Here is a 23030-nt window from a genome sequence, read left to right as displayed (position 1 = left end):
CGCCGCCCTCCCCCCGCCCGCGGGCCGTATCGCCCGCGTCAGAACTTCAGCCGGGCGCTGACGGTGTAGGAACGCCCGATCGCGTCATAGAGCATCGGCATGGTGTTGCCGTTGTTATGCGCGGTTCCGGCGACGCTCGAACCAAGCTGCGGCGGCTGCTTGTCGAACAGATTCTCCACCAGCAGGGTGATGCCGAACTGCTCGCTCACGTCGAAGTCCAGGTTGACGTCGAAATAGTCGTAAGCGCCGACGTGGCGGAACTGCGGAAGCACGCCGTTATAGGTGGCGGCGGTGCTGCCGGCCTGCGGCGTGGTGAGCGGAACCGTGCCGGCCGCCGGGGCGATCGGCTCGAAGTCCACCGCGCTCAGGTGGCTCCACATCAGCGACAGCGCGAACGGCCCCTTGGCATAGGTGCTGCGCAGGTTCCACCGCCACGTCGGCCGCGCCAGCGTGCAGCCCGTTGAGTAACGGCCCGAACATTCGCGGGTGATCGTGTTCGGCGTCGCCTGGGTCCAGTAATAGTCGAGCCAGGTGCCGTTGAAGGCGAACGACAGGTTCCCCGGATCGCCGCCGAACACATCGGCCAGATCGAAATTGTAGCGCAGCCCCAGGTCCACGCCCGCGGTGCCCATGCGGCCCAGGTTCGAGCTGGAGATCGCCACGCCCGCCGCGCCGCCGTCGGTCAGCAGCGTGCCGGTGACCGGGTTGCGTTCGATCAGCGCGCAGAAGGCGTTGGGCGTCTGCGCCGGATTGAGCGCGGTCGAGTAACAACCGTTCAGCACGTCGTCCTGCGTCACCGACGAGATCAGGTCGCTGATGCGGATGCGGAACCAGTCGACCGTCGCCGAGAAGCCCGGCAGGAACCGCGGGGTGAACACGCCGCCCACCGTCCAGGTGCGGGCGCGCTCCACGTCCAGGTTCGGGTTGCCCTGGGTGCTGAGCGTGATCTGGCCCGAGGTGGCCGGAATGCTGCCATAGGAACCGGCGGGAGCGCCGGTCGCATAGCAGAGGCTGGAGGGCGCGGAGGGCGAAGCGCCCGCGCACGGATCCACCGTCAGGCTGCCCAGCGCGCGCACAGGCGACTGGTACAGCTCCTGGATGTTCGGCGAACGCACCGCCACCTGATACATCGCGCGCAGCTTGAAGCCGTCCACCGGCTCCAGCGCCCCGCCGACCTTCCAGGTCACGCTGCTGCCCGTCGTCGAATAGTCGGACAGGCGGATGCCGGCCTCCAGCGTCGCGGACTTGATGAAGCTGTCCTCCACCAGCGGCGCGATCAGCTCGCCGAACACTTCCTTCACGTCATACTGGCCGAAATCCGGCGGCGTGCGCGCGCCGGTGCCCAGCACCTCGCCCTGGATCTGCGCCGGCATGTCGGGCGTCGCCTTGGCGGTGTTGTCGCGATATTCGGCGCCGATCGCGAACGCGATCGGGTTCGACGCGAAGGGGCTGGCGGCGCCGAACAGGTCGCCCGAGATCGATCCCGTCACCACCGTCAGCGTGGTGAGGCGGCGCACCAGCGAATCCAGGCCGACGAAGCCCAGCATCTCCGGCGTGATCGTGCCCAGCCCGCCGAAGATGTTGAGCGGCACGCAGCCGTTCGACGTATCCTGGCAGACCGGCGTGCCCGAGGCGTTGCGATAGGCGAGCAGCGCCTGGGCGACGCGGCTGTTGGAGCCCCAGTTCTCGCGGAGCTGGTTCTGGCTGGTCTCGCCATATTGCGCCGAAAGATCGAACTTCAGCGTGCTGGTGATGTCGCCGCGGACGCCGCCCTGCACCTGGAACATGGTCGATTCATTGGTGTTGTAGCGATAGCCATATTCGGAGAAACGCCGCGACGGCATGATCGTGACCGTGCGGTATCCGGCGCTGCTCGGGCCGCCCGTGGCCGACGCCGCCGCGGCGCAGTTCGCCACGCTGATCCCGGCCGCCGCGCAGAGCTGGCTGCGCGCCGCATCGGTGAGATAGGGGTTGTTGAGCGGCAGCGCATAGGTGTTGCTGAAGGTGCCGGTCGAATTCAGCGCGAGCTGGGTCGTGTTCCGCGAGAACATCGCGCTCGCATAGAATTCGATGTTGTCCGTCACTTCATAACGCGCGGAGGCATAAGCGTTGATGCTCTCCAGCGGCGTCTGCATATAGTTGCCTTCGTTCGTCGTCGCGACGTCGGCGGCGGTTGCGGCGCGGAACATGCCGATGCTGGGATCGTAGATCGCGCCCGAACCGTTGGTCGGCAGGCCGTTGGGGTTCGACGCGCTCTTCAGCAGCGAACGGAACAGCGAGGGCACCGTCAGCGTGGAGGCGCTGGGCAGGCCGGTGGTGGAGCTGATCGGCACGGCCGAGACATCGCGCGAGGTCGCCAGGACCGCGTCGCGCTTGCTGTACGAAATGCCCAGTACCGCATTGCCGCGGCCGTCGTCCAGGTTCGCACCCATCAGCACGTCGGCGCGCCAGCGGGCGCCGTCGCCTTCCTCGGCGATGCCGTAGTTGGCGTTGAGCGCCAGGCCGGAGAAATCGCGCTTGGTGATGAAGTTCACCACGCCCGCCACCGCGTCCGCGCCATAGACCGACGATGCGCCGCCGGTGACCACGTCCACGCGCTCCAGCAGCGCCACCGGCACCACGTTCAGATTGACGATGCCGTCCAGGCCGAACGGGGTGACGCGACGGCCGTCCAGGATCACCAGCGTGCGGTTCGCGCCCAGGCCGCGCAGGTCGACCGTGGCCGATCCGTTGCCGCCGTTGTTGACCTGCGATCCCAGCGACGGACGCGCCGACGGCAGGTCGCGCAGCAGCTCCTCCGTCGAGTTCGGCTGGCGGAACGCGATCTCCTCCGCGCCGATGACGTTGACGGGGCTGGATGTCTCCAGGTCGGCGCGCACGATGCGCGAACCGGTGACGACGATGCCTTCGCCCTCATCTTCTGCGGGATCGGTTGCGGCGGGCTCGTCCGCCTGGGCGGCGAGCGGCTGCGCCATCGCGGGCGCGGCGAACAGCGAGCCCCCAAGCAGCAGCGAAGAGATCAACAGTCGCGATCGATAGAGCGGTTTCATTGCAGTCCCCCGGATGGCCAGCGACACCATCGATCCGGGCCGCACGCGAGCGCCCCCGGCAACACCCCCAGGCGCCGCCGGGCTCCCTCGCAACAGGAGTTTCCCGATTCGATGGCACATTTGTTTCATCAAACCAGAATGAATGCAACATTTGTTTTATTCCGGCGCTCTTCCGGGGAATCCCGCCCACCGTCTCCCCGCGACGGAGAGGGAAGCCGATCGCTAAGTCGCTGTCCAGGGAGCGGCTTACGCTGACGTGTTAGCGCTCCCTGGAGGAACCGGCTGCCCCGGTTCAGGGCGCCAACAGCGATTGCGCGGCGGTCGAAAGCTCGCCGACTTCGGTTGCGGTCAATGCGCGCGAGCAGACCATTGCAAACGCCATGGTGCCCACCAGCGGATTGCCCGCGCTGGCGCTCGCCGCGCCCAGATAGCTGTTCGGCACAGAGGCGTGCGCCGCCGAGCTGTGCGAATCCTTCAGCGTTCCGTCCAGATAGAGCTTCATCGTCGTGCCGTCGAAGGTCAGCGTCAGCAGGTAGAAGCTGGTCGTATTCATCGATCCGCGCGCGAATTTGACCGTGGACGCCGCCGTGCCGTGGCCGGCGCGGATATCGTCGTTGCTGTGGCTGTACTGGAACCGCGTATCGTTGGCGTCGGTCGGAGCGTCCGCGCGCTGGAGGAAGGCCATTGCCGCGTCGAACGAAGCGAAGCGCTGATAGACCGAGATGGTATATTGCGCGGGCAGTGCCATCGGCACCTGATGCACCTGCCGCGTGGCGCCGGAAGCACGGGTCCACGCCAGCTCGTCGAGCGCCGGATTTGCGCCGCTCTTCACATCGACCAGATAGAGCGGCGGATTGGTGTCGTCATAGCGGATCAGGTGGTTTCCGTTGCCGCTGATGTCCTGCGGGCTGCCGGTACGGAAATCCCACAAGGCGGTGATGGTCGACGGGGAGAAGAAGGACAGGCCGCTGAACGGGGCGTGACAGGCGGCATTGGCCTGGGCACGCACCAGCGCCTGATAGCGCAGATGGCCCAATGTGATGTCGCCCGTGCGGGTCGCATGCTGGTCGGTCGCGCTCTTCTGCGGGACCGGCAGGCCGGTGCTGTAGCCATAGCGCGGATTGATCGGATCAAAGCTGCCCACATAATCGCTGCGCTTCGCCGATCCGAGCAGGTTTGCCTGGTAGAGCCGGTCATTCTGGTCCGTTCGCGCGTCCAGCTCCTCCTTGTTCATGCCGCCGCCGATGGCGATCGGCGTGGAGGCGGTGGCGCCGTCGAGATTCGCACGCAGATAGGCGACGAATTCGTCGATCGCTTCGCGATGGATGTCCCAGCCGGGCGCCTGGACGTGCTCGGCGCGGCCATAATCGGGATTGGCGACATGGAACAGCACGCCGGCGACCACCACGGTATGGCCAAGCCCGATCAGGTGCGTGCGCGCGGCGTTGAAGCGCGCGATCGAGTCGCTGAGCAGATTGCCGGCCGCCGCGTTGGCGGCGCTCCAGGTCAGCGACGCGGTGGACGTGAAGAACGCGGTCCCGCCATGCCCGTTGGGCACGAAGACGAGGCGATCCACCGTCGGATTCGCGGTGAGATAATCGCTGGCGAAGCGAATATCGGGGCTGAACGCGCTGGTGGCCGGATCCTGATGGTCCAGCATCGCCGGGCCGGTCGGCCAGGATGTGCTGGTGGACTGCAGCAGCGTGCCCGCCTGCGTCCATTGCCAAACCTTTTCGCGGAATGCGTCGGTGCTTCTGGCGGTGGCGCGGCCTTCGTCGTGGCTGTTGCCGATCGTCAGGATCATATGGACCAGTTCGGGCATAAGACATCACTCTCCAGGATTGGCTGCCCTCCGGTCTCCCGCCGGATCGTGCAGCGGGATTTTCAGCGCGCAGGAACAACCCGCACCGGCTGCGTGACGGCACCGTTGCCGGCATTGTCCCAGGCGGCGAAGCGGACCCATTTCGCGCGGCGGGCGTCAAAGGGGACGGCGAAGCGCGTGCTGCTGTTTGCGGGCAGATCTGTCGCGGAGACCGTCTTCCGGCCCACCGTCTTGCCGTCGCCCCAGACGACTTCCACGAAATCGAGCGGGAAGGTCCAGTGGACCTCCGCCACGACCGTACCGCCCGCGACCTGCCATTGCGGAACCAGCACCTCGCCGGTCGTCCAGAAGCTGTCGCCGCGCCGGAGCGCGTCCAGGATCGGCCTGTCGTCGCCAATCGGCGGCAGCGCGGCGAGCTTCAGATAGCTGACGGGCTGGCTGGCGTAGATATCGTCCCCGGGCTGCATGTGCCGCACCTCGGAGATGGCGAGGATCCGCTTGAGGGGGCCGGCACTGTCCGCGAACCAGTTGCTCATGTCGTCGAGCAGCGGCCAGCAACGATATTCGCACAGCCGCGTCTCGGACCCGTCGAGTCCCATCCCCCAGCGTATTCCGACGCTGTCGAAGACCGGATCGGCGAAATAGTCCCTGTCGCGGATCGCATCGGGAAAGCCGGTCGATCCCTTGGTGCGCGGATGCGGCATCGACAGCATCACGCCTTCGGCGCGGATCATCGCCATCAGAGCCTCAAGGCTGTCGATATGGTGGACCTTGCCGCCGTCCGGGGCGGTATCCCGCGGCCCGCCCTGATCCCAGTAGACGGGGTTGCCGAACAGCAGATCGGTGTGCCCGCCCAACGGCGAGTTGAACAGCTCCTGGCTCGCCAGGATGCGGAAGCCGGGGTCCGAATGCCGCCGCGCGCCTTCGATCGACGCCTGCCGAATCGCCAGGGAATCGGCGGCCGGCTTGTCCCAGGTGATCGAATCGACCTGGCTGACGATGTTGAGCCCCAGCCCCTTGAGCGCGACCAGATCGGGAAGGCGGCGATCGAGGCTTCCCGCGGCGATCAGCCGTTCGCCGAGATCCATGTGATAATGGTGGCCCATCACCTGATAGCCCGGCAACGGCCGGTAGGTGTCGCCGTTGGTAAAGGCCAGCGCCCCCGCAACGCCGCGCTGCGCGTCACCCAGCCGCGGATAGAGATACACCGGCATGCGCTGCTCGGTGCCCGGCCGCGCGCTGTAGAGCGCCCAGTTCGACGGGTCTTCCTCGGGCGTTTCGCTCTCGTTCTGGCGGACGCCCATGGCGAAGCTGCCGCCCGCATCCCGCCGGAACCAGCCATAGGCCATGTTCACCGCCACTTCGCGCGCCCAGAAGAAGCGGTGCGGCTCCGGGAAAAGCGAAAGCGAAGCGCCGCCGGTTTCGGCGGTCACGATCCGGTTGGCGCCGGCGATCGGGACCGGATCGCTATGGTCGGGGCCGGCGAGCAGTTCCTGCTGCCACAATCCTGAGGTGTCGCGCCAGCGCACGCGCGCGCCCTCGCGCACCATGCCGCGCAGCCCGGCACCGAACTTGTAGGCAACCCATTCCCGCCGGGTGCTGGCCACGAGTTCCTGGCGGATCAGATTGGTGCCGCGAAAGACGGTATATTGGAGCGCGCCGGTAAATGCGCCGAGCGTTACGCCCGGAAGCGTGACGAGGATTCGCCCGCCGTCGCTGCGCACGGTGCAGCCGGAGATCGCATAGGCGGCGGTCGCCCGCTCTATCTCGGACGGCGCGCGGGGCAGGCCGGGCTGACCGGCGGCGGGAATGCCCTCCAGCGGCGGGGGATTCTTCGCGAACCGGCCGGTGGCGGTGGGCGGCCCGAGATAGAGCGGCGCGTCCCAGAAGGGGTCCCAGCGGTAGCGGTCCACCGTGTCCTTGTTCAGCGGAACGCCCAGGCCGCGCAACGGCTGAAGCTGCTGGTTGCTGATGCGCCGCAGACCCGTGTCGACCGAGAAATCGGGGATCGCCCCGCGCAGCACCGTCACCCAATCGCCGCCGCCGCGGATCGAAAGATCGCGCACGATGGGCGTACCGGCATCCACGCCGATGCGAAGGCGCAGCAGTTCGCCCGCATCCCCGTCCCATTGCAGCAGGAGATCGCCGCCGGACTCTCCAGCGGTTAGGCCCGGCTTCGCGCCATAGCCCTTGAAATCGCATGCCAGGGGCGCCGCACAAGCGGGTGCCGCCGCCAACGCGAGAAAGGGCAAGGCGGCGTGGCGCAACAATATGGTCATCAGATCACCTCGTGATCGCGGTCTTCTTCCGCCTGGGCCGGGCCGCGGGCCAGCTCGGCCCGCAACTGGGCCGTATCGAGCTCATTCTCCCAGCGGGCGACGACCAGCGTGGCGACGCCGTTGCCGATCAGGTTCACGAGCGCGCGGCCGGTGCTCATGAACCGGTCGATGCCGACGAGCAGCGCTAGTGACTGGATCGGAATGTCGGGCACCACCGCCAGCGTCGCGGCGAGGCCGATGAAGCCCGCGCCGGTGACGCCGCTGGCCCCCTTCGACGTCAGCATGGCGACGCCGAGCAATGTCGCGATCTGCATGTAGGAAAGCTCGATGCCGGTCGCCTGCGCCAGGAACAGCGCCGCCAGCGTCATGTAGATCGACGTGCCATCCGGATTGAAGCTGTAGCCGGTCGGGACGACAAGGCCGACGATCGACTTGTTCGTCCCCAGCCGCTCCAGCTTCTCCATTAGCTGCGGCAGCACCGCCTCCGACGAAGCGGCGCCGAGCACGATCAGCAGCTCTTCGCGGATATAGGCGAGGAAGCGGAGCAGCGAGAATCCGGCGCTGCGCGCGATCAGCCCGAGCACGCATCCGACGAACAGGACGCAGGTCCCGTAGAAGGCGAGCACCACCGTGCCGAGCGGCAACAAGCTGGTGAGCCCGTATTTTCCGATCGTGAACGCCATCGCCCCGAATGCGCCGACCGGCGCCGCATGCACCACGATATGGATGATCGAGAAGAAGACGTGGCTCGCGTGATCGAGCACGCGCGCCGTCTGCGCGCCGAACTCGCCCAGCCGGGAACAGGCGAAGCCGGTGAGGATCGCGACAAAGAGCACCTGCAGCACGTCCCCGCTCGCGAAGGCGCCGAAAAAGGTCTCGGGAATGATGTGCATCAGATGATCGACGAAGCCGGTGCGCTCCGCCGCGCCCTTGGCATAGCCCGCGGCGATCGAGGGATCGAGCGCGGCCGGATCGATGCCGAAACCCCGGCCCGGCTGCACGATCAGCGCCACCGCGATGCCGATCAACAGCGCGAGAAGCGACACCACCTCGAAATAGAGCAGAGCCTTGCCGCCGACACGTCCGAACTTCTTGATGTCGCCCATCTGGGCGATGCCCACCGCGACGGTGCAGAAGATCACGGGCGCGATGATCAGCTTGATCAGGCGGATGAACGCATCGCCGAGCGGCTTCAGTGCTTCGCCGAACTGGGGCCAAAGCGCGCCCACCAGCGTTCCCAGCGCGATGCCGACCAGCACCTGCATATAAAGCGGCTTCAGGCCGCGAAGCATCCGAAGCCCCAGCGCAGGCGCGGATACCACGCCGGGCGGAGCGAATCCGCCCCCCGATTCCACCATCTGATTCACTCCGATTGCGTTGCGGGCGTGGCGGGCCGGCCGCCGGCCGGCCCTGGGCAGGCCCTAGAGACTGAAGCGGACACCAGCGACAAAGCGCCGGCCGATCAGGTCGTAATTGCCGCCGTCGAACTCGAAGCCATAAGGCGGCGCCTTGTCGAACAGGTTCTTCACATTGAGGAAAAGCCGCATCTCGGTGTCGCCGAGATCGATCGTCTGCTCCACGGTCGCGTTGAAATAGACCTGCGCCTTGATGTCGTTCAGGTCGGGCTTGCTCGATTCCTCGTTGCTGAAGACCGCGGAACCCAGATAGCGCGCCGACAGGAATACCGAGGTCTGGTCGGTACGGTAGTTGAGGGTGAAATTGCCCGACCAGCGCGGCTGAATCGCGCCGAGCTGATCCACCACTGTGGTGCTGACGTCGGACTGGGTCTTGTACTTCAGCAGGCGCGTGGCAAGCCCGCGGAAGATCAGTTGCTTGCTGCCGCCCAGGGGCAGGGCGTAACGGGCCTCGAAGTCGATCCCGGAGGTCCGCAGCGTGCCGATATTGAGCTTTGGCAGGTCGATCGACACCAGAGCGCCGGCGTTGTCGCGGGCGACGAGGGCGCAATAGACCGCATCGCCGGCGAAGCAGAAATCAAGCGTGTTCTGCGCCGACACCGCACCTACCGCGTCGCGGATATTGATCCGGTAGTAGTCGATCGATGCCTGAAAGCCCCGGAGGAACATGGGTTCCACCACCAGGCCCGCCGCGGTGGTATCCGCGATTTCCGGCGTCAGATTGGGGTTCCCCACGGGGTAGCCGATCGTGCGTTGCTGCACGCCGGTAGTGGGATCGACGACGGTCGGCGCGGTACGAAGGCCGCCGGCGAAGAGTTCGGTGATGTTCGGCGCGCGAATGTCGCGCGAGCGCGTGCCGCGGAAGCGGAGTCCCTCCAGCGGCTCATAGTTCAGCCCGACCTTCCAGGTGGTTACGGTTCCGCTGTAGCTATAGTCGGTGACGCGGCCGGCGGCGTTGAGTTCGAGCGTGCGTGCGAAGGACGCATCCTTCGCCAGCGGCACGACGATCTCGCCATAGGCCTCCTTCACATCGGCGGAGCCCGCGAAGCTTTGCGGATTACCGTTGGCGAAGCCCTTCACGGCCGAAATATCGTCGGCCTTCTGCCGTACATTCTCGTCGCGATATTCGATGCCCACCGCGATCGAAACCGGGCCTGCCCAGGTGGATACGGGTTCGGCGGACAGGTTCAGCGCCGCCGAGAACTGCTTCGACACCAGCCGTGCCCATGCGGTTCCGACAATATATTCCTTGGCCGCGGACGTGACCTGATCGCCGCCGAACACGTTGATCGGAACGCAGCCGTTGCCGGGATTGGTCAGCGTCGAACGGCAGACGATCTGGCCGTTGGCGGGATTCACCACGGCGTCCAGCGCCATATTGAACTTGTCGTTGATCGTGTCGTGTTCGAGCGCGAAATTGTCCACCGACGCGCCGTAGGCGGCATAGCCGTCGAGCTTCCAACTGCCGCCCAGTTCGCTCTCGAAACCCAGCGAGCCGCGCCAGACGCTGTTGTCGCGGATCACATGCACCGGGTAGAGGAAATCGAACCCGCTACCGAGCGAGAAGCTGCTCACATTCTTGGAAACCATCAACTGCCGCACGGAAGCCGGCAGATAGGCGTTGTCGCGATAGATGGTGCGCAAGCCATAGGTCGCCGTGTAGGGCGGCACGGAGTTATAATTGGTGTCGCTGTGCGCGTAGAGCAGATCGGCCTGGATCGTCGTGCCGGACGACACTTCATAGGCCAGGCGGCCATAGCCGTTGTAGCGCTCCTGCGGCGCGTCGAGATACTGGAACGCCTGCTTGTACGGCAGATTCTGCCGCGAATCGCAGAACTGCAACGCGCTGCTGCTCAGTGAGCTGCACGGGGTGTAGGTCGAGGTAGCGCCACCCGGCAGGAATTGGATATTGGCAAGCGCTCCGCCGACGATCAGGCCGCCCTTGGTCGACCGGCCTTCATAGGCATATTTGCGCAGCAGCAGCGCGGGCTGGCCGTTCCCCGGCACATAGGCCGGATTGGGGATCACATCGACCGCGTCCTGCGCGCGCGAATTGGGCGGAACGCCGTCGCTGCGGAAATATTCGCCGCCCAGCACGACGGAGAACCCTTCGGCGAGCTGCCCGCCCCAGGCGAAGCCGGCCTTCTGGAACCCGCCGTCACCTTCGTCGGTGACACCCGCCTGGACCACGCCCTTCAGTCCGCGATAGCCATTGTCCACCGCGAAATTGACTACGCCGGCCACCGCGTCCGAACCATAGGCCGCCGACGCGCCGCCGGTTACCACGTCGACACGCCGGATCAGAATTTCCGGAAGCAGCGCGATGTCCACGGTGCCGATGCCGGTCGTGGGAACGAAACGTTGGCCGTTGAACAGTACCAGCGTCCGGTTCGCCCCCAGGGCGCGCATGTTCGCGAAGCTCTGGCCGCCCGTGCCGGTGGAACCGACGCCCTGCGACGACGGATTCGCATTGCCGTAGAATTGCGGCAGATCGTCGAGCAGCTCGATCGTCCGGATCGGTGCGCGCAGCTCGATCTCGGCCTGGCCGACGATCGTGGTGGGCGTGGGCGCATCATATCCGGCGCGTTCCACGCGGCTTCCGGTGACGATGATCTCGCCCTCTTCGGCCGGCGCCGCTTCGGCACGCGGGGCGTCCGCATCCTGGGCCTGCGCAAGCGCGGGCATCGCGCATCCGGCCAGAGCCGCGGTCATCAACTTCGCGGCGAACCGCTTCGAACATTCAGTGGCAATCATGCCGTCCTCCCCTTCGTTGCGCGTCGCCGGAGCGCGCGCTTCTGCGTCGGGCTCAGTTATGAAGAAGTCTAATTTCATAGACAATCGTGGCGATTGTGAACTCATTATACGCGATTTCGAGATAATTAATGGGGGTCGGCCTCGCCGGTTTCCGCGGCACGCGGCTCCTTGCCGGCGGCGTTCGCCCAGGCGGTCTTCGTGGCGCGCGCGCATTGCTCGGCAACCCGCAGGGCGTCCCTTACGCCTCGGGTTCCGACGACGAACGGGTTGGGCGCATCCGGGCGATCCCGTATCGCCCCCGCCTTGACGATCGAGCGGTCATATTCGGGATGGTTCGACAGTAGCACGTCGATGCTCCGGCGCCGAACGTGCCGTTGCGCGTCAAGCGCGGACTGCAGATAGGCGTCGAGCTGGCTAGGCCGGGCAGGCCCGAAGTTGAACGAGCTGCCGCCCCACAAAATCGCGCGGTGCCGCCTGCCGTGGTCCAGCACGTCGAAGATGGGGGATATGGTGCCCATCGTATGCCCCGGGGTCAGGTAGATCTCCACCTCCGTCCCGCCCAGCGTGATGCGGTCTCCCTGCCGCACGGCCAGGTCACGTTCGGGAGGCAGGCCGCGGCCCTCCTTGGGCGGGCTGCCGCGCTGCGCGTCGGTCAGATCCCAGTCGGCGGCGCTCATCACGATGCGCGCGCCATAGCGCGACTTGAGCCAGGCCGCTCCGCCATAGTGATCGCCATGCCCGTGCGACACGATGACATAGCGGATATCGGCCGGATCAAGGCCAAGCCGCTTGAGCCCGGCGGCGATGACATGCTCCGCCTCCCAGTCATTGTCCATCGCGTCGAGCAGGATGATCCCGCCGGGCGTGGTGATCGCCCAGGCGTTGGTCCAGCGCGATCCGACGAAATAGAGATTGTCGAATATCTTCGCGGGCGGCGGCAGGGGCGCCGCGATAAGATCGGCCTGCGCGGGCGGAGCCGCGATCCGCGGCGATTGCGTCATCGCGCAAAGGTTGATGAAGCCGTTTTCCTCTCCGTCCCACAGCTTCAACGCCCTGCCGATATGGTCCTCAGTCGCGGGCGCGGCGCCGGTGACGGATAGCCAGGCGACGCCGGCAGCGACCAATCTCTTATAGTTTCCGAACATATCCGTCTTCTCTCCCGCGCCGTTGCCGCGTTCAGGCGGCCGGCTTCTCGCTTCCATATTCGGCGGCCGGTCCCGCATCCGCCGGGCCGGCCATCGCCTCGGCGATCGCCTTCCCTACGGCCTGGGTCGATTCGCGTCCGCCCATATCGGGTGTTCGCGGTCCCTCGATCATCACGCATTCGATCGCGTCCATCACCGCGCGGGCGGCCTCTGCTTCGCCAAGCTGTTCGAGCATCATCGCGCCCGACCAGATCTGCCCGATCGGATTGGCGATGTTGCGCCCGAAGATATCCGGGGCCGATCCATGCACCGGCTCGAACATCGAGGGATATTCTCCAGCGGGATTGAGATTGGCCGATGGCGCGACGCCGATGGTGCCGGTGCAGGCGGCCCCGAGATCCGAGAGAATGTCGCCCATCAGATTGGACGCGACGACGACATCGAAACGCCCCGGATCGCGAACGAAATGCGCGGCCAGAATGTCGATGTGATAGCGGCTGGTCTCCACGCCGGGGAAGCGCCCCGCGATCAGCTCCGCGCGCGCGTCCCAATAGGGCATGGCGACGAAGATGCCGTTGGACTTGGTCGCCCAGCACAGCTTGCCGTCGCGCTTTTCCGCAAGCCGGAACCCATAGTCGAGGAGGCGGTCCACCCCGCGCCGGGTGAACACCGAATGCTGGACAACCGTTTCCTGTGCCGTGCCCTCGGCCAGGATCGATCCCTGATCCGAATACTCCCCCTCGGTATTCTCGCGCACTATCACGAAGTCGATCGAGCCCGGCGCGACATTCGCCAGCGGCGTGTTCATTCCAGGCATCAGGCGGATCGGGCGCAGGTTCACATATTGCTCGAACCGGCGGCGGATCGGCAGCAGCAATCCCCATAGCGAGATGTGATCCGGCACCCCCGGAAAACCTACGGCGCCGAGGAAGATGGCGTCGTGATTCCGGATGGCGTCGAGGCCGTCCGCCGGCATCATCTCACCATGGACCGAATAATATTCGCAGCTCCAGGGAAGCTGGTCCCATTCAAAGCTGAAGCCGAAAAGCGCACCCGCCCGGTCGAGGACCCGAATGCCTTCGGGCACCACTTCCTTGCCGATGCCGTCGCCCGGAATCGTCGCGATCCTGTAACACCGCCCCATTCACCTGCCCCTCTCTGTTCTGCGGCAGGCCGCCGGGGAATTCCGCGGACCGGATGCTTTTCGATAAGCACCACAAACCAATGCCGTACGTGCAGACGAAATTGTATTGCCTGCCGTTCGCGTTACAATGGTTCGTCATGTGAAGGATCGGATCACAAAACGTGTACAATCTACCGAAGAACGAAGACCTGCTCGTATTCGGGGTCGTGGCGCGGCGATCGAGCTTCAAGCGCGCCGCCGACGAACTCGGCGTCTCGGCGGCCTATGTCTCCAAGCGGATCGCGATCCTGGAGGAGAATCTGTCGGTCAAACTGTTCCATCGCACCACGCGCAGCGTGGCGCTGACCGACGCGGGAGAGCGCGTCTATGCGTTGTCCAGAAGCGTTCTCGACAGCGTCGAGCAGCTCGTCGCCGAAAGCGCGCCCGGGCGCGAAGCCGTGCGCGGCCGGCTGCGAATCTGCAGCAGCTTCGGCTTTGGGCGCAATCACGTGGCCCCGGTCATTTCCGAGATGATCCGCGAGCATCCGGAGCTTCAGGTCCGCTTCGAGGTTCTGGACCGGCTGATCGATCCCGGCGCCGAGGGATTTGATCTGGACATCCGCATCGGCAACGAAATCGCGCCGCATCTGATCGCCAAGCGGATCAACAGCAACGTCCGCGTCCTATGCGCCGCGCCCTCCTATCTCGCGCGACATGGCACGCCGCGAAGGCTGGGCGACCTGCCGGGACACAATTGCATCGTCATCAAGGAGCGCGATCACCCGTTCGGGCTCTGGAATCTGACCGCTCCGAATGGACAGGAAGAGACGGTGAAGGTTGCCGGATCGCTTTCCACGAACAATGGCGAGGTCGCCGCGGCCTGGGCGGTCGACGGACACGGCATACTGCTGCGTTCGATCTGGGACGTTCACAGCCTGATCGCCGAAGGCAAGCTTACGCATATCCTCCACGGCTTCACCCAGCCCGCCCATGTTTGGGCGGTCTATCCAGCGGAGCTGCGCAACACGCTGAAGATCCAGGTGGTCGCGGATTTCTTCCGCAATCGGCTGCAGGAGCGCGCCCAGAGCATCAAACTCGCGATCTAGCGCGACGCGCGCGCATAAGCTGATCGACCGCGCGGACCGGGGCGGCCGCCGGATAGATGCTCGTAGTGCTCTTGGCCTCCGGGAACGCATCGCACACGCTCCCCATTCCAACCCGCTACGCATCGGGGACCGGCAGGGTAACGCTCTGGCGGATGCCGAAATGATCGGGCAATTCGTCACCGCGGAAGCCATCCGTATAGGCATCCGGATCGATCGGCAGCATCGTCGCGTCCCAGTCGCGAAAGGCCGCGGCAAGACGGGCGAAATCCTCCGGGCGGCGTTCCTTCAGATTGGCGCGCTCGAGCGGATCGGCGACGACGTCGAACAGGAATTCGTTGCCGAGGATGCGCAGGTATTTCAGGTCGCCGCTGCGGCACGCGCGCTGGGCCATGTTGTGATAGCGCCAGAACAGCGTGCGCGGTTCTGGCTTGCGCGCGCCGGTGAGCCAGGGGAGCAGGTCGATCCCGTCGGGCTGCGGCGCGTCGATGCTCCCGGCGCCCGCGGCTGCGAGCAGCGTCGGCAGCCAGTCCATCGATATCGCCACCTGGTCGCAAATGCCCGGGCGCACCGCCGCGGGCCAGCGCAGGATCGCGGGAATGCGAAGCCCGCCTTCGAGCAGTTCGGTCTTCTTGCCGGTGAACGGCCAGGTGTCGGAGAAGCGCTCGCCGCCATTGTCGCTGGTGAACACAACGATCGTATCTTCCGCCGCGCCGATCTCGTCGAGCGTCGCGATCAGCCGGCCGACCTCGTCGTCCATCGCGGTGACCATGCGCGCATAGGTTTCGAGCGATCCCGCGTCGAACGACGGCAGCGGGTCTTCCCCCTTCGGCTTGGCGCGCAGCCGTGCCGATTCCGCGGCATCCTCTGGCCCCTCCCAGGGCCAATGCGGTGCATTGAAATGCAGGCTGATGAAGAATGGCTTGCCGCGCGCGTGCTCGGTACGGATCACCTGATCGGCGCGCTGGCCGAGCAGGGTGGTGAGATAGCCCGGCGCGGTGATTTCGCGGTCATCGTCCCACAGATCGGGTTTGCCGGTGGGACCCAAATGATCGAAATAGTCGAGCGCGCCGCCGCGAAAGCCCCAGAAATGATCATAGCCGCTCTTGAGCGGCCCAAAATCGGGCAGCGCCCCCAGGTGCCACTTGCCGACCAGCGCGGTCGAATAGCCGTGCGCGCGCAGCAGCGAAGCCATGGTGGGGACGGAAGGATCGAGCCCCAGCTTGCCGCCGCGCAGCGGCTCCTCCAGCCCCACGGGCAGCCGGTACTGGTACCGCCCGGTAGCCAGCGCCACGCGCGTCGCCGAGCAGACCGAGGAATTGGCATAGGCCTGGGTCAGCCGCATGCCCCCGGCCGCCAGCCGGTCGATCGCCGGCGTGCTATATTCGCGGCGGCCGTAGCAGCTCACATCGGCGTAGCCGAGATCGTCAGCGAGGATGAACAGGATGTTCGGCGGCCGCGCGCCCGGCCTGCCCCCCGCCCCCGGCTTGCGCTGCGCCAGCGCGCCCGGCGCCATCGAAAGCGCCAGCCCCGCGGCGCCGGCATTGAGCAAGGTCCTCCGGTTCAATCCGCTCATACGCAACATCCTCGAAAGAACGGGGCCTCAGCCCCAGGAGACGATCGGCGGCACATGCTGATCGGGCGTCAGCTCGATCGCGTCGACCGGGCAGCTCAGCCGGCAAAGGTGACAGATCTGGCAATCCTCGGGATAGGCGATGAACGCCTTGCCGGTTGCGTTGTCGAGCCGCAACACGTCGGGCGGACAGGCCTTCACGCAATTGCCGCAACCGATGCATCCACGGATCTGACTAACTGGCATCAGGCTATTCCTCGCGATTGGAGCTGGGCGTCCTCGCCGGGCCAGACGCGCGGATAGCGCTGGCGATAGGCCATGGCGGCCGGCGGGCGCCATGCGTCGGGCAGCGGGCGTTTTTCGAGCACCATCCCGTCCTCCCCCTTGCGCATCACCACCAGACAGAACCAGTTGGCATCGTCGCGGAACGGATAGTCCTCGCGGAAATGCGTGCCGCGGCTCTCGGTACGGAACAGCCCGGCGCGCAGCTTCATCTCGGCGTTGAGCAGCATGTTCTGCGCCTCGATCGCGACGCGCAACTGGTGGCCATCCCCCGCCACCATGTGCGGCACGACGCGGCTGCGCAGATATTCGATCGACGCGAGCGCGCCGTCGAGCCTGCGGGGATCCTTGATGTAAAGGATGTGCAGCGGCGTCATCGTGTTGCGCAGCACCTGGGTCACCCAGGCCGGGCTGAACCCTTCCTTGCGCGTCCGCGGCGCGAACAGCGCCTCAATCTTTCGGTCGAGCGCGGCGCGATCGATGCGCGCGGCGGGCGCCTTGCGCACATATTCGACCGCGCTACGCGCCGCGCGCCGCCCCTGGATCGCCGATCCAAACGAAGCGAAGCCGCGCCCCGGATAGAGCGGCCCGCACAGCATCGACCCCAGCGCGTCGCCCGCGGCATAGAGCCCCGGCACGCCCGCCGCGCCGCAGCTATAGTCCGAGCAATAGACGCCTTCGCCCTTGTGTACCCCCATGCCCGCGGTCGCGCCGCCGACGCGAAAACCCTGTTCGGGTACCGATCCGTCCTCGGGCGGGCCGCCGAAATCCAGTGTCAGGTCGGATCGCGCGAGGAAGCCCTTGCCGACATAGTTGCGATTGGCGATCTCGTGCGGAGAAGGCTTGCGCGGCACGCCCGGCTCGGGCGGCGGCTCGCCGCCGGGGCCGCCGCCGGGTACACGCATCAGCCGCCCATGCGACACGTTGATCGCGTTGCCGAGCGTCAGCCCGCCCATCAGCGGCTCGGGCGGGCCGACCATCACATAGGCGCCCTTCACCGTCTGCGCCCAGCGCCAGCCGTCATAGGAGGCAGCGGGATTCTTCGAGAAGGTAGGATGCGTGTCGTGGAATTCCTTGCCGGTGATCCATGCGCCGGCCTCATAGGCGAGCGCGTCGCCGTCGAAGGTCTGGCCCCAGTTGGGAAAGCCGGGACTCTTATACGCCCCGGCACCCGCGCAGGAGATCACCGCGCGCGCCGCGAAACGTACCGGCGCGCACGGTTCCTGGCTGTCGTCATAGGTAAAGCCGAGCGCACCGTTGACGCGACCCGCGCCGTCCTGGAGCAGCGAGGTGACCATCACCCGCTCGACCAGCGTCACGCCCGCGTCCTCGAGCAGCCGGCGGAACACCGTCGAGCGCTCGAACGGCCGCACCGCATGACAGCCCCAGCGCTCCAGGATGTCGAAAATCTCCATCGATTCGTCGAGGAAGATGTCCATCCATTTGCGGTCGAACAGCCATTCGGTGTTGATCGCGAGATTGTCGATCCATTCCTTGCGGTCGTAGATCGAGGGGTCGAACGGCCGGCTGTCCGAGGCCCAAGGGGAGAGCCCCGACCAGCCGACCGTCCCCTTGTCCACCAGCGTGACGGTCATGCCATGACGCACGGCCTCCAACGCGGCGAACACGCCGGCAAAGCCGCTGCCGATCACCAATATGTCCGACGAGTGCCAGCCCCCGGGCTTTGGCACATGCGTCGACGGGCTCTGGTTGGTGACGATCAGCGGCGCCGCCAGCGCCAGCGCGGAAAGCCCCGCGAGACGCCCCAGATCGCGGCGGCTATATCCGCTCGAAGGCGCTTCGCCTTTGGGAGTCTCGCCGCGTTCCTCTTCCATTTTCCGGTTGTCCGCTTTCACCCGTTGCGCTGAACTATTGCTTGACTCGCCAGCTTGCTGTCGTTGTACGAGGCCCCATGAAAAATTCAAGTGAACATTTGAAATGAATGTTTTAAAAAAGCGGCGCGGCACGCGCGAGCGGCTGCTCGACGCCGCCTGCGACATATTTGTCGAGAAAGGCTTTGACGACGCGACCGTGGCGGAGATCTGCGCGCGCGCCGAGGCGAACGTCGCCGCGCTCAACTATCATTTCGGCAACAAGGCCGCGGCCTATCGCGCCGCCTATCTGCGCGCGTTCGAAGAGAGCGCCGTGCAATTCCCCTTCGAGGCCGATGCCGCACCAGCGCCTGAAGACCGGCTCGCCGCGCATGTCCGCTCGATCCTGAAGCGCATGAACCATGACGGCGGGGCATCACGTTTCGACAAGATGCGCAACTGGGAGGATATCCGCCCGACCGGCATCGTCGACGATGTTGACGAGGAGGTGCTGGCGGCCGCGCGTGCCCACATGCTCGATTGCCTCACCGCGATCATTGGCGCGGAGGTGACACGAGAACAGTTGCTGCTGTGCGAGGCGAGCGTGCTCGGGATGGCGCGCATGGTGCTTCCGTTCAACCGGCGCCACATCGCGTTGTTGGCCAATCGCCGCATCGACGATGCCATGATCGATACGCTCACCGGCCATATCGTGGCGGTAGCGCTCGGCGGACTGCGCCACGCGATCGCGCTCGGCCAGCGCTAGAAACCGAATTCCTCGTACACGATCACCCGCTTCGGCACGCCCAGCCGGATCAGGTGCGCCACGACATGCTCGACCATCACCGGCGGGCCGCAGACGAAGATCAGGCAGCCGGCAATCTCCTCATGCGGCGGCAGATGCGCCTTCAGGAAATCGGGGTCCATCCGCCCATGGTGGTGCGCGCCGACGGCGGCATCCGTCTGTTCGAGCGCAATCACCTGCCGGAAATCGGGCAGCCGCGCCTCCAGCGCGCGCAGTTCATCCTGCGCCACAAGCTGCGACGCGGTGCGGTTGCCATAGAGCAGCCGGATCGGCAGGCGCGCCTGATCGGGCGCAAGATCGCGCAACAGGCCCAGCATCGGCGCGATCCCTGCGCCGCCCGCGATCAGCAGCACGCCCCGCGCCGACCGCCCGGCCAGCGAGAAATCGCCATAGGGTCCGTCGACGCGGATCCGGCTGCCCGGCTTCAGCCGTGAAAGCTGGCGCGTGAAATCGCCGAGCTCGCGGATCACGAAGCGCAGCACCGGCAGCTCCGATGGAGCCGACGCGATCGAGAAGGGATGTTCGTCGCGCAACAGCGCGCTTCGCGTTGCGCCGATCCAGGCGAACTGCCCCGCCTCGAATGCGAAGGGCAGCCTGAGGTCGTTTTCCAGCACCAGCTCCCAGTCGCTCGCGCTCGCCTTGCGCACCTCCACCAGCCGGAAGGTCCGGGCGTCCATCGCGCGCGCGCGGCCGGTGAGCCCCCAGAGCGCGGCGAGCACCGCGGCGGTGCCGCCCGCGATCCAGATCCAGTTGAACAGCGGCTGGAGCTGGCCGTGCCGCCCCACGTCGATCGCATGGAGCACGCCCAGCACCGCGACCACGCCGAAACCGATCGTGTGGCTGTAGCGCCACGCCTCGAACGACAGCCCCGCCTTGGCCTTCGCGATCGAAACCAGCGTCCAGACGATCAGGATCATCCAGGCATAGACGCCGGTGGCGACGCTGGTCTGGGTGAAGCTGAGCCACAGGTCGGACCAGACCAGCTCCGGCGCAAACCACAGCCGCGGCAGCACGATCAGGAACGGGTGGAGGAAGAAGAAGATCGCGATCCATTCGCCTATGCGGCGGTGGAGCGACATCGCGTGATCGATCCCCATCAGCCGGTAGAGCCAGCGCCCGCGCGACGAGAGCGCGAACTGCGACAGCATCATCGCCATGAAGACGATGTTGAGCACACTGACGATCGACGCGAAGACGTGATTCCACTGATAGGCGATCGACAGCGATAGGATCGCTGGAATCAGAATCGCCACGCAATAGAGGATCAGCGAGGTGCGCGCGCCGATCCTGCCGCGGCGGCTTGGCCAGGCTTGTGCCGGAAGTTCACGCTCGCTGCTGCCCATCGCCATCCAATCCCGTTTCGCGCGGCGGCGGCCGCCGGAGAACATCGCTCCCCGGCGGCCCCTCCGTCAGAACCGCGTACCGACGGTGACGCCATAGGTGCGCGGCGCACCCAGATTCACCGTCCGGCAATTGCAGTTGAAGGGCGGGTTGATGAGTTGGCCGGTCAGATATTCGGTCTTGGTCAGGTTCCTGCCCCACAGATCGATATACCAGGCATCTAGATTGTAGCGCAGCCGCCCGTTGAACAGGCTGTATGCGTCCTGCCGGTCGAGCGGCAGGTTCGCGCGATCGAAATAGGTCGCCGAACGATAAGACCAGTCGATGCGCGCGATGAGCGCGTCCTCCCCGAAATGCATGGTATATTCCGCGCCCGCGGCGGCGGTCCATTTGGGCGCATAGTTCAGCCGGTTGCCCGAAAAGTCGGTGGGCGGCGTCGGGATCGAATAGGAATCGTAGGTCGCGTTGAGATAGCCGACCGACCCGTCGATCGCGAAATCGTCGGTGGGCTGCAGTTTCAGCTCTCCTTCGATTCCCCAGATCGTCGATTGCGCCGCATTGTCCGTCAGCGGGCCGTCCCCGGTAAGGCGGAACACCTGCAGATCTTTGTACTTATAGTGGAATCCCGTGAGGTTCAGCGTCACGCGGCGGTCAAGGAAACGGTTCTTCGATCCCACCTCGATCGCATCGACGAACTCGGGCTTGTACGGCACCTGGCCCACCACTGGGTCCACGACGCCGCCGTTGAAATCGAAGCCGCCGCTCTTGTAGCCGCGCGAATAGCTCGCGAAGAGATTGTGGTCGCGCGCGAACTCATAGGCCAGGCTGAAGCGATAGGTGAACTCGGCGAAGGACGCCTCGCCATGCGACGGCGGCTCATAGCCGATCAGGCCTGGCGTCGTCGCGCGGATGCCGGTGGTAATATCGATCTGGCCGCCGCCGGTGCGGTCCTGGACCTTGTTGTCCCAGGTGTGGCGCAGGCCCGCGGTAGCGACCAGGCCGGGAGTGAGTTCGTAGGAAAGCTGGCCGAACAGCGCATAGCTTTCGGTCTTGTGATTGACGACGCGATCCTGCTGGACGCCGCCGCCGCCCCGCACCGCGCCCGCCGGCAACACGATCGTCGTGGGGATCAGCCCCGCCGGAACGATCGTCTGGAAGCGCTCGGTAAGTTCCTCACGATAGAAATAGGCGCCGAACAGCCACTGGAAGGGCGATTGGGTCTGCGACAGCAGGTTGAATTCCTGGCTGAACTGCGACGCATCGTTTTTGCGGTAGCGCGTCTCGATCGGCAGCTCCGAATTGTCCGAATCGACCAGGATCTCGTTGGTGTTGGTCTGATAGGAACTGGTCGAACGGAGCAGGATCGTATCGGACAGGTCGATATCGGCTTCCAGATCCGCGCCCTTGATCAACAGGTCGACGAATTCAGGCGCGTCCTTGCGTACTTCGTAGAAGCCCGTGGGGCGCGGCAGCACCGCCGCTCCGGTCCGCGTCCGGGCGAGGTTGAAAACGTCCGCCCCCACCCGCTGGCCACCCGTGCCGATACCGACGTTGCCCTGGGTAGGATAACCGTTCGCCGAGACGATATCGGTGCCCAGATAGCGGGAGCCGGGACCGGCGCCGCCAAATTTCTGGAAATAGCCGCGCAGCAGGATGTCCGCCCCCGCCGAAGGTTGCCACCGGAGCTGGAACCGCCCCCCAAAGGTTTCCTTGTCGTTGTTGTCGCGACCCGAGGGGTAGAGATTCTTCAGATAGCCGTCATGAGCCTCCCCGAACACCGCGATGCGGGACGACAGTGTGTCACTCAGCGGCACATTGACCACGCCGCGCACGCGCAGCTCGTTATAGTTGCCATAGGTGAAGTCGGCCGATCCTTCGACGCGATCGGCCGTAGGCTTCTTGGTGATGATGTTGATCGAACCGCCGGTGGCGTTGCGGCCGTAAAGGGTGCCCTGCGGACCGCGCAGCACCTCGACCCGCTCGATGTCGAAGATATCGGTGGCGGCCGCCGAATTGCGGCCCACATAGACGCCGTCGATGTGCAGCGCGACGCCCGGGTCGCCGCCGCCGACCAGCGTCTCCGTACCCACGCCGCGCAGCGTGACGCGCACTACATTCTGCCCGGCCGACTGAACGGAGAAATTCAGGTTGGGCGTCGACTCCTGCACGCCGGCCAGGTTTGTATAGCCCTTTCGCTCCATCTCCTCCGACGAGAAGGCGGTGATCGAGAGCGGAACTTTCTGAAGGCTTTCGGAGCGCTTGGTGGCGGTGACGACGATGTCGTCGGAACCATAGCCCTCTTCGTCCTGCTGCTGCGGCGGCGCACTATCCTGCGCCATCGCCGGAGAAACCATCAGCGCCGAAGCGCAGATACCGATCAAGCACGCCGCACGTGAACGACCCACACGCATATGCGATTTCCTCCCCTGACATGGTCTTTTCGACCGTATTATGGGTTATGTGTATCGCATAATAGTACTTCGTCAAGCTTCAAATCTGCATTTAAAACGGGACACCCACCCCGGAC

Annotated in this window: 14 protein-coding genes; 2 read left to right on the top strand and 12 right to left on the bottom strand. The window is 65.7% G+C overall.

Annotated elements, in window-relative coordinates; genetic code table 11:
* Nucleotides 1-38: 38 nt before the first annotated feature.
* The 7 genes from OM513_RS09215 to OM513_RS09185 all read right to left on the bottom strand — a co-directional run bounded on the left by OM513_RS09215 (nucleotide 39) and on the right by OM513_RS09185 (nucleotide 13609).
* Nucleotides 39-3050: a TonB-dependent receptor plug domain-containing protein gene (locus tag OM513_RS09215; protein WP_264943881.1), complete on the bottom strand. Its 3012-nt coding sequence runs from the start codon at nucleotides 3048-3050 to the stop codon at nucleotides 39-41.
* A gap of 292 nt (nucleotides 3051-3342) precedes the next feature.
* Complete coding sequence (locus OM513_RS09210; protein ID WP_264943880.1) at nucleotides 3343-4872, bottom strand: LamG domain-containing protein; 1530 nt, start codon at nucleotides 4870-4872, stop codon at nucleotides 3343-3345.
* A gap of 62 nt (nucleotides 4873-4934) precedes the next feature.
* Complete coding sequence (locus OM513_RS09205; protein ID WP_264943879.1) at nucleotides 4935-7151, bottom strand: CehA/McbA family metallohydrolase domain-containing protein; 2217 nt, start codon at nucleotides 7149-7151, stop codon at nucleotides 4935-4937.
* Entirely contained in the window at nucleotides 7151-8443 is a 1293-nt protein-coding gene (locus tag OM513_RS09200) for a dicarboxylate/amino acid:cation symporter (RefSeq protein ID WP_264943878.1), read from the bottom strand. Before OM513_RS09200 ends, OM513_RS09205 begins: the two co-directional genes overlap by 1 nt.
* 129 nt (nucleotides 8444-8572) lie before the next feature.
* Entirely contained in the window at nucleotides 8573-11278 is a 2706-nt protein-coding gene (locus OM513_RS09195) for a TonB-dependent receptor domain-containing protein (protein ID WP_264943877.1), read from the bottom strand.
* Between the two features lie 167 nt (nucleotides 11279-11445).
* Complete coding sequence (locus tag OM513_RS09190) at nucleotides 11446-12465, bottom strand: MBL fold metallo-hydrolase (protein ID WP_264943876.1); 1020 nt, start codon at nucleotides 12463-12465, stop codon at nucleotides 11446-11448.
* A 31-nt stretch (nucleotides 12466-12496) separates the two neighbouring features.
* Nucleotides 12497-13609, bottom strand: coding sequence for a tartrate dehydrogenase (locus tag OM513_RS09185; protein ID WP_264943875.1), 1113 nt, complete (start codon nucleotides 13607-13609; stop codon nucleotides 12497-12499).
* A 161-nt stretch (nucleotides 13610-13770) separates the two neighbouring features.
* Between OM513_RS09185 and OM513_RS09180 the strand changes: the two genes are divergently transcribed.
* Complete coding sequence (locus OM513_RS09180) at nucleotides 13771-14694, top strand: LysR substrate-binding domain-containing protein (protein WP_264943874.1); 924 nt, start codon at nucleotides 13771-13773, stop codon at nucleotides 14692-14694.
* Between the two features lie 115 nt (nucleotides 14695-14809).
* Here OM513_RS09180 and OM513_RS09175 read toward each other — a convergent pair whose 3' ends face one another.
* From OM513_RS09175 to OM513_RS09165, 3 genes are read right to left on the bottom strand one after another with little or no spacing between them, the layout of a single operon-like run.
* Entirely contained in the window at nucleotides 14810-16267 is a 1458-nt protein-coding gene (locus OM513_RS09175; protein ID WP_264943873.1) for a sulfatase family protein, read from the bottom strand.
* A 27-nt stretch (nucleotides 16268-16294) separates the two neighbouring features.
* Complete coding sequence (locus tag OM513_RS09170) at nucleotides 16295-16510, bottom strand: 4Fe-4S dicluster domain-containing protein (RefSeq protein WP_264943872.1); 216 nt, start codon at nucleotides 16508-16510, stop codon at nucleotides 16295-16297.
* A complete protein-coding gene (locus tag OM513_RS09165; protein WP_264943871.1) occupies nucleotides 16510-18381 on the bottom strand; it encodes an FAD-dependent oxidoreductase in 1872 nt (623 codons plus the stop codon). Before OM513_RS09165 ends, OM513_RS09170 begins: the two co-directional genes overlap by 1 nt.
* A gap of 103 nt (nucleotides 18382-18484) precedes the next feature.
* Here OM513_RS09165 and OM513_RS09160 point away from each other — a divergent pair, with 103 nt between their 5' ends.
* The gene (locus OM513_RS09160; protein WP_264943870.1) at nucleotides 18485-19123 is read left to right on the top strand and encodes a TetR/AcrR family transcriptional regulator; all 639 of its coding nucleotides are present in this window, start codon (nucleotides 18485-18487) and stop codon (nucleotides 19121-19123) included.
* Here OM513_RS09160 and OM513_RS09155 read toward each other — a convergent pair.
* Both OM513_RS09155 and OM513_RS09150 read right to left on the bottom strand, forming a co-directional pair.
* Entirely contained in the window at nucleotides 19120-20505 is a 1386-nt protein-coding gene (locus tag OM513_RS09155; protein WP_264943869.1) for a ferredoxin reductase family protein, read from the bottom strand. The genes OM513_RS09160 and OM513_RS09155 overlap by 4 nt on opposite strands.
* A 66-nt stretch (nucleotides 20506-20571) precedes the next feature.
* Nucleotides 20572-22842 carry a TonB-dependent receptor gene (locus OM513_RS09150; RefSeq protein WP_264943868.1) on the bottom strand — a complete coding sequence of 757 codons (2271 nt, stop codon included), beginning with the start codon at nucleotides 22840-22842 and terminating at the stop codon, nucleotides 20572-20574.
* Nucleotides 22843-23030: the final 188 nt, after the last annotated feature.

It is taken from the genome of Sphingomonas canadensis, assembly GCF_026013525.1.
Lineage (GTDB): Bacteria > Pseudomonadota > Alphaproteobacteria > Sphingomonadales > Sphingomonadaceae > Sphingomonas > Sphingomonas canadensis.
Note: the sequence above shows the minus strand (reverse complement) of the source record. Positions and strands in the feature narration are given on the sequence as shown.

Excerpts from the sequence above, each read along its gene's own strand:
- OM513_RS09200 (WP_264943878.1), bottom strand. The coding sequence starts at position 8,443 with ATGCTTCGCGGCCTGAAGCCGCTTTATATGCAGGTGCTGGTCGGCATC.
- OM513_RS09195 (WP_264943877.1), bottom strand. The coding sequence starts at position 11,278 with ATGACCGCGGCTCTGGCCGGATGCGCGATGCCCGCGCTTGCGCAGGCC.
- OM513_RS09215 (WP_264943881.1), bottom strand. The coding sequence starts at position 3,050 with ATGAAACCGCTCTATCGATCGCGACTGTTGATCTCTTCGCTGCTGCTT.
- OM513_RS09210 (WP_264943880.1), bottom strand. The coding sequence starts at position 4,872 with ATGCCCGAACTGGTCCATATGATCCTGACGATCGGCAACAGCCACGAC.
- OM513_RS09175 (WP_264943873.1), bottom strand. The coding sequence starts at position 16,267 with ATGAGCGGATTGAACCGGAGGACCTTGCTCAATGCCGGCGCCGCGGGG.
- OM513_RS09170 (WP_264943872.1), bottom strand. The coding sequence starts at position 16,510 with ATGCCAGTTAGTCAGATCCGTGGATGCATCGGTTGCGGCAATTGCGTG.
- OM513_RS09205 (WP_264943879.1), bottom strand. The coding sequence starts at position 7,151 with ATGACCATATTGTTGCGCCACGCCGCCTTGCCCTTTCTCGCGTTGGCG.
- OM513_RS09165 (WP_264943871.1), bottom strand. The coding sequence starts at position 18,381 with ATGGAAGAGGAACGCGGCGAGACTCCCAAAGGCGAAGCGCCTTCGAGC.
- OM513_RS09160 (WP_264943870.1), top strand. The coding sequence starts at position 18,485 with ATGAATGTTTTAAAAAAGCGGCGCGGCACGCGCGAGCGGCTGCTCGAC.
- OM513_RS09155 (WP_264943869.1), bottom strand. The coding sequence starts at position 20,505 with ATGGGCAGCAGCGAGCGTGAACTTCCGGCACAAGCCTGGCCAAGCCGC.
- OM513_RS09185 (WP_264943875.1), bottom strand. The coding sequence starts at position 13,609 with ATGGGGCGGTGTTACAGGATCGCGACGATTCCGGGCGACGGCATCGGC.
- OM513_RS09150 (WP_264943868.1), bottom strand. The coding sequence starts at position 22,842 with ATGGCGCAGGATAGTGCGCCGCCGCAGCAGCAGGACGAAGAGGGCTAT.
- OM513_RS09190 (WP_264943876.1), bottom strand. The coding sequence starts at position 12,465 with ATGTTCGGAAACTATAAGAGATTGGTCGCTGCCGGCGTCGCCTGGCTA.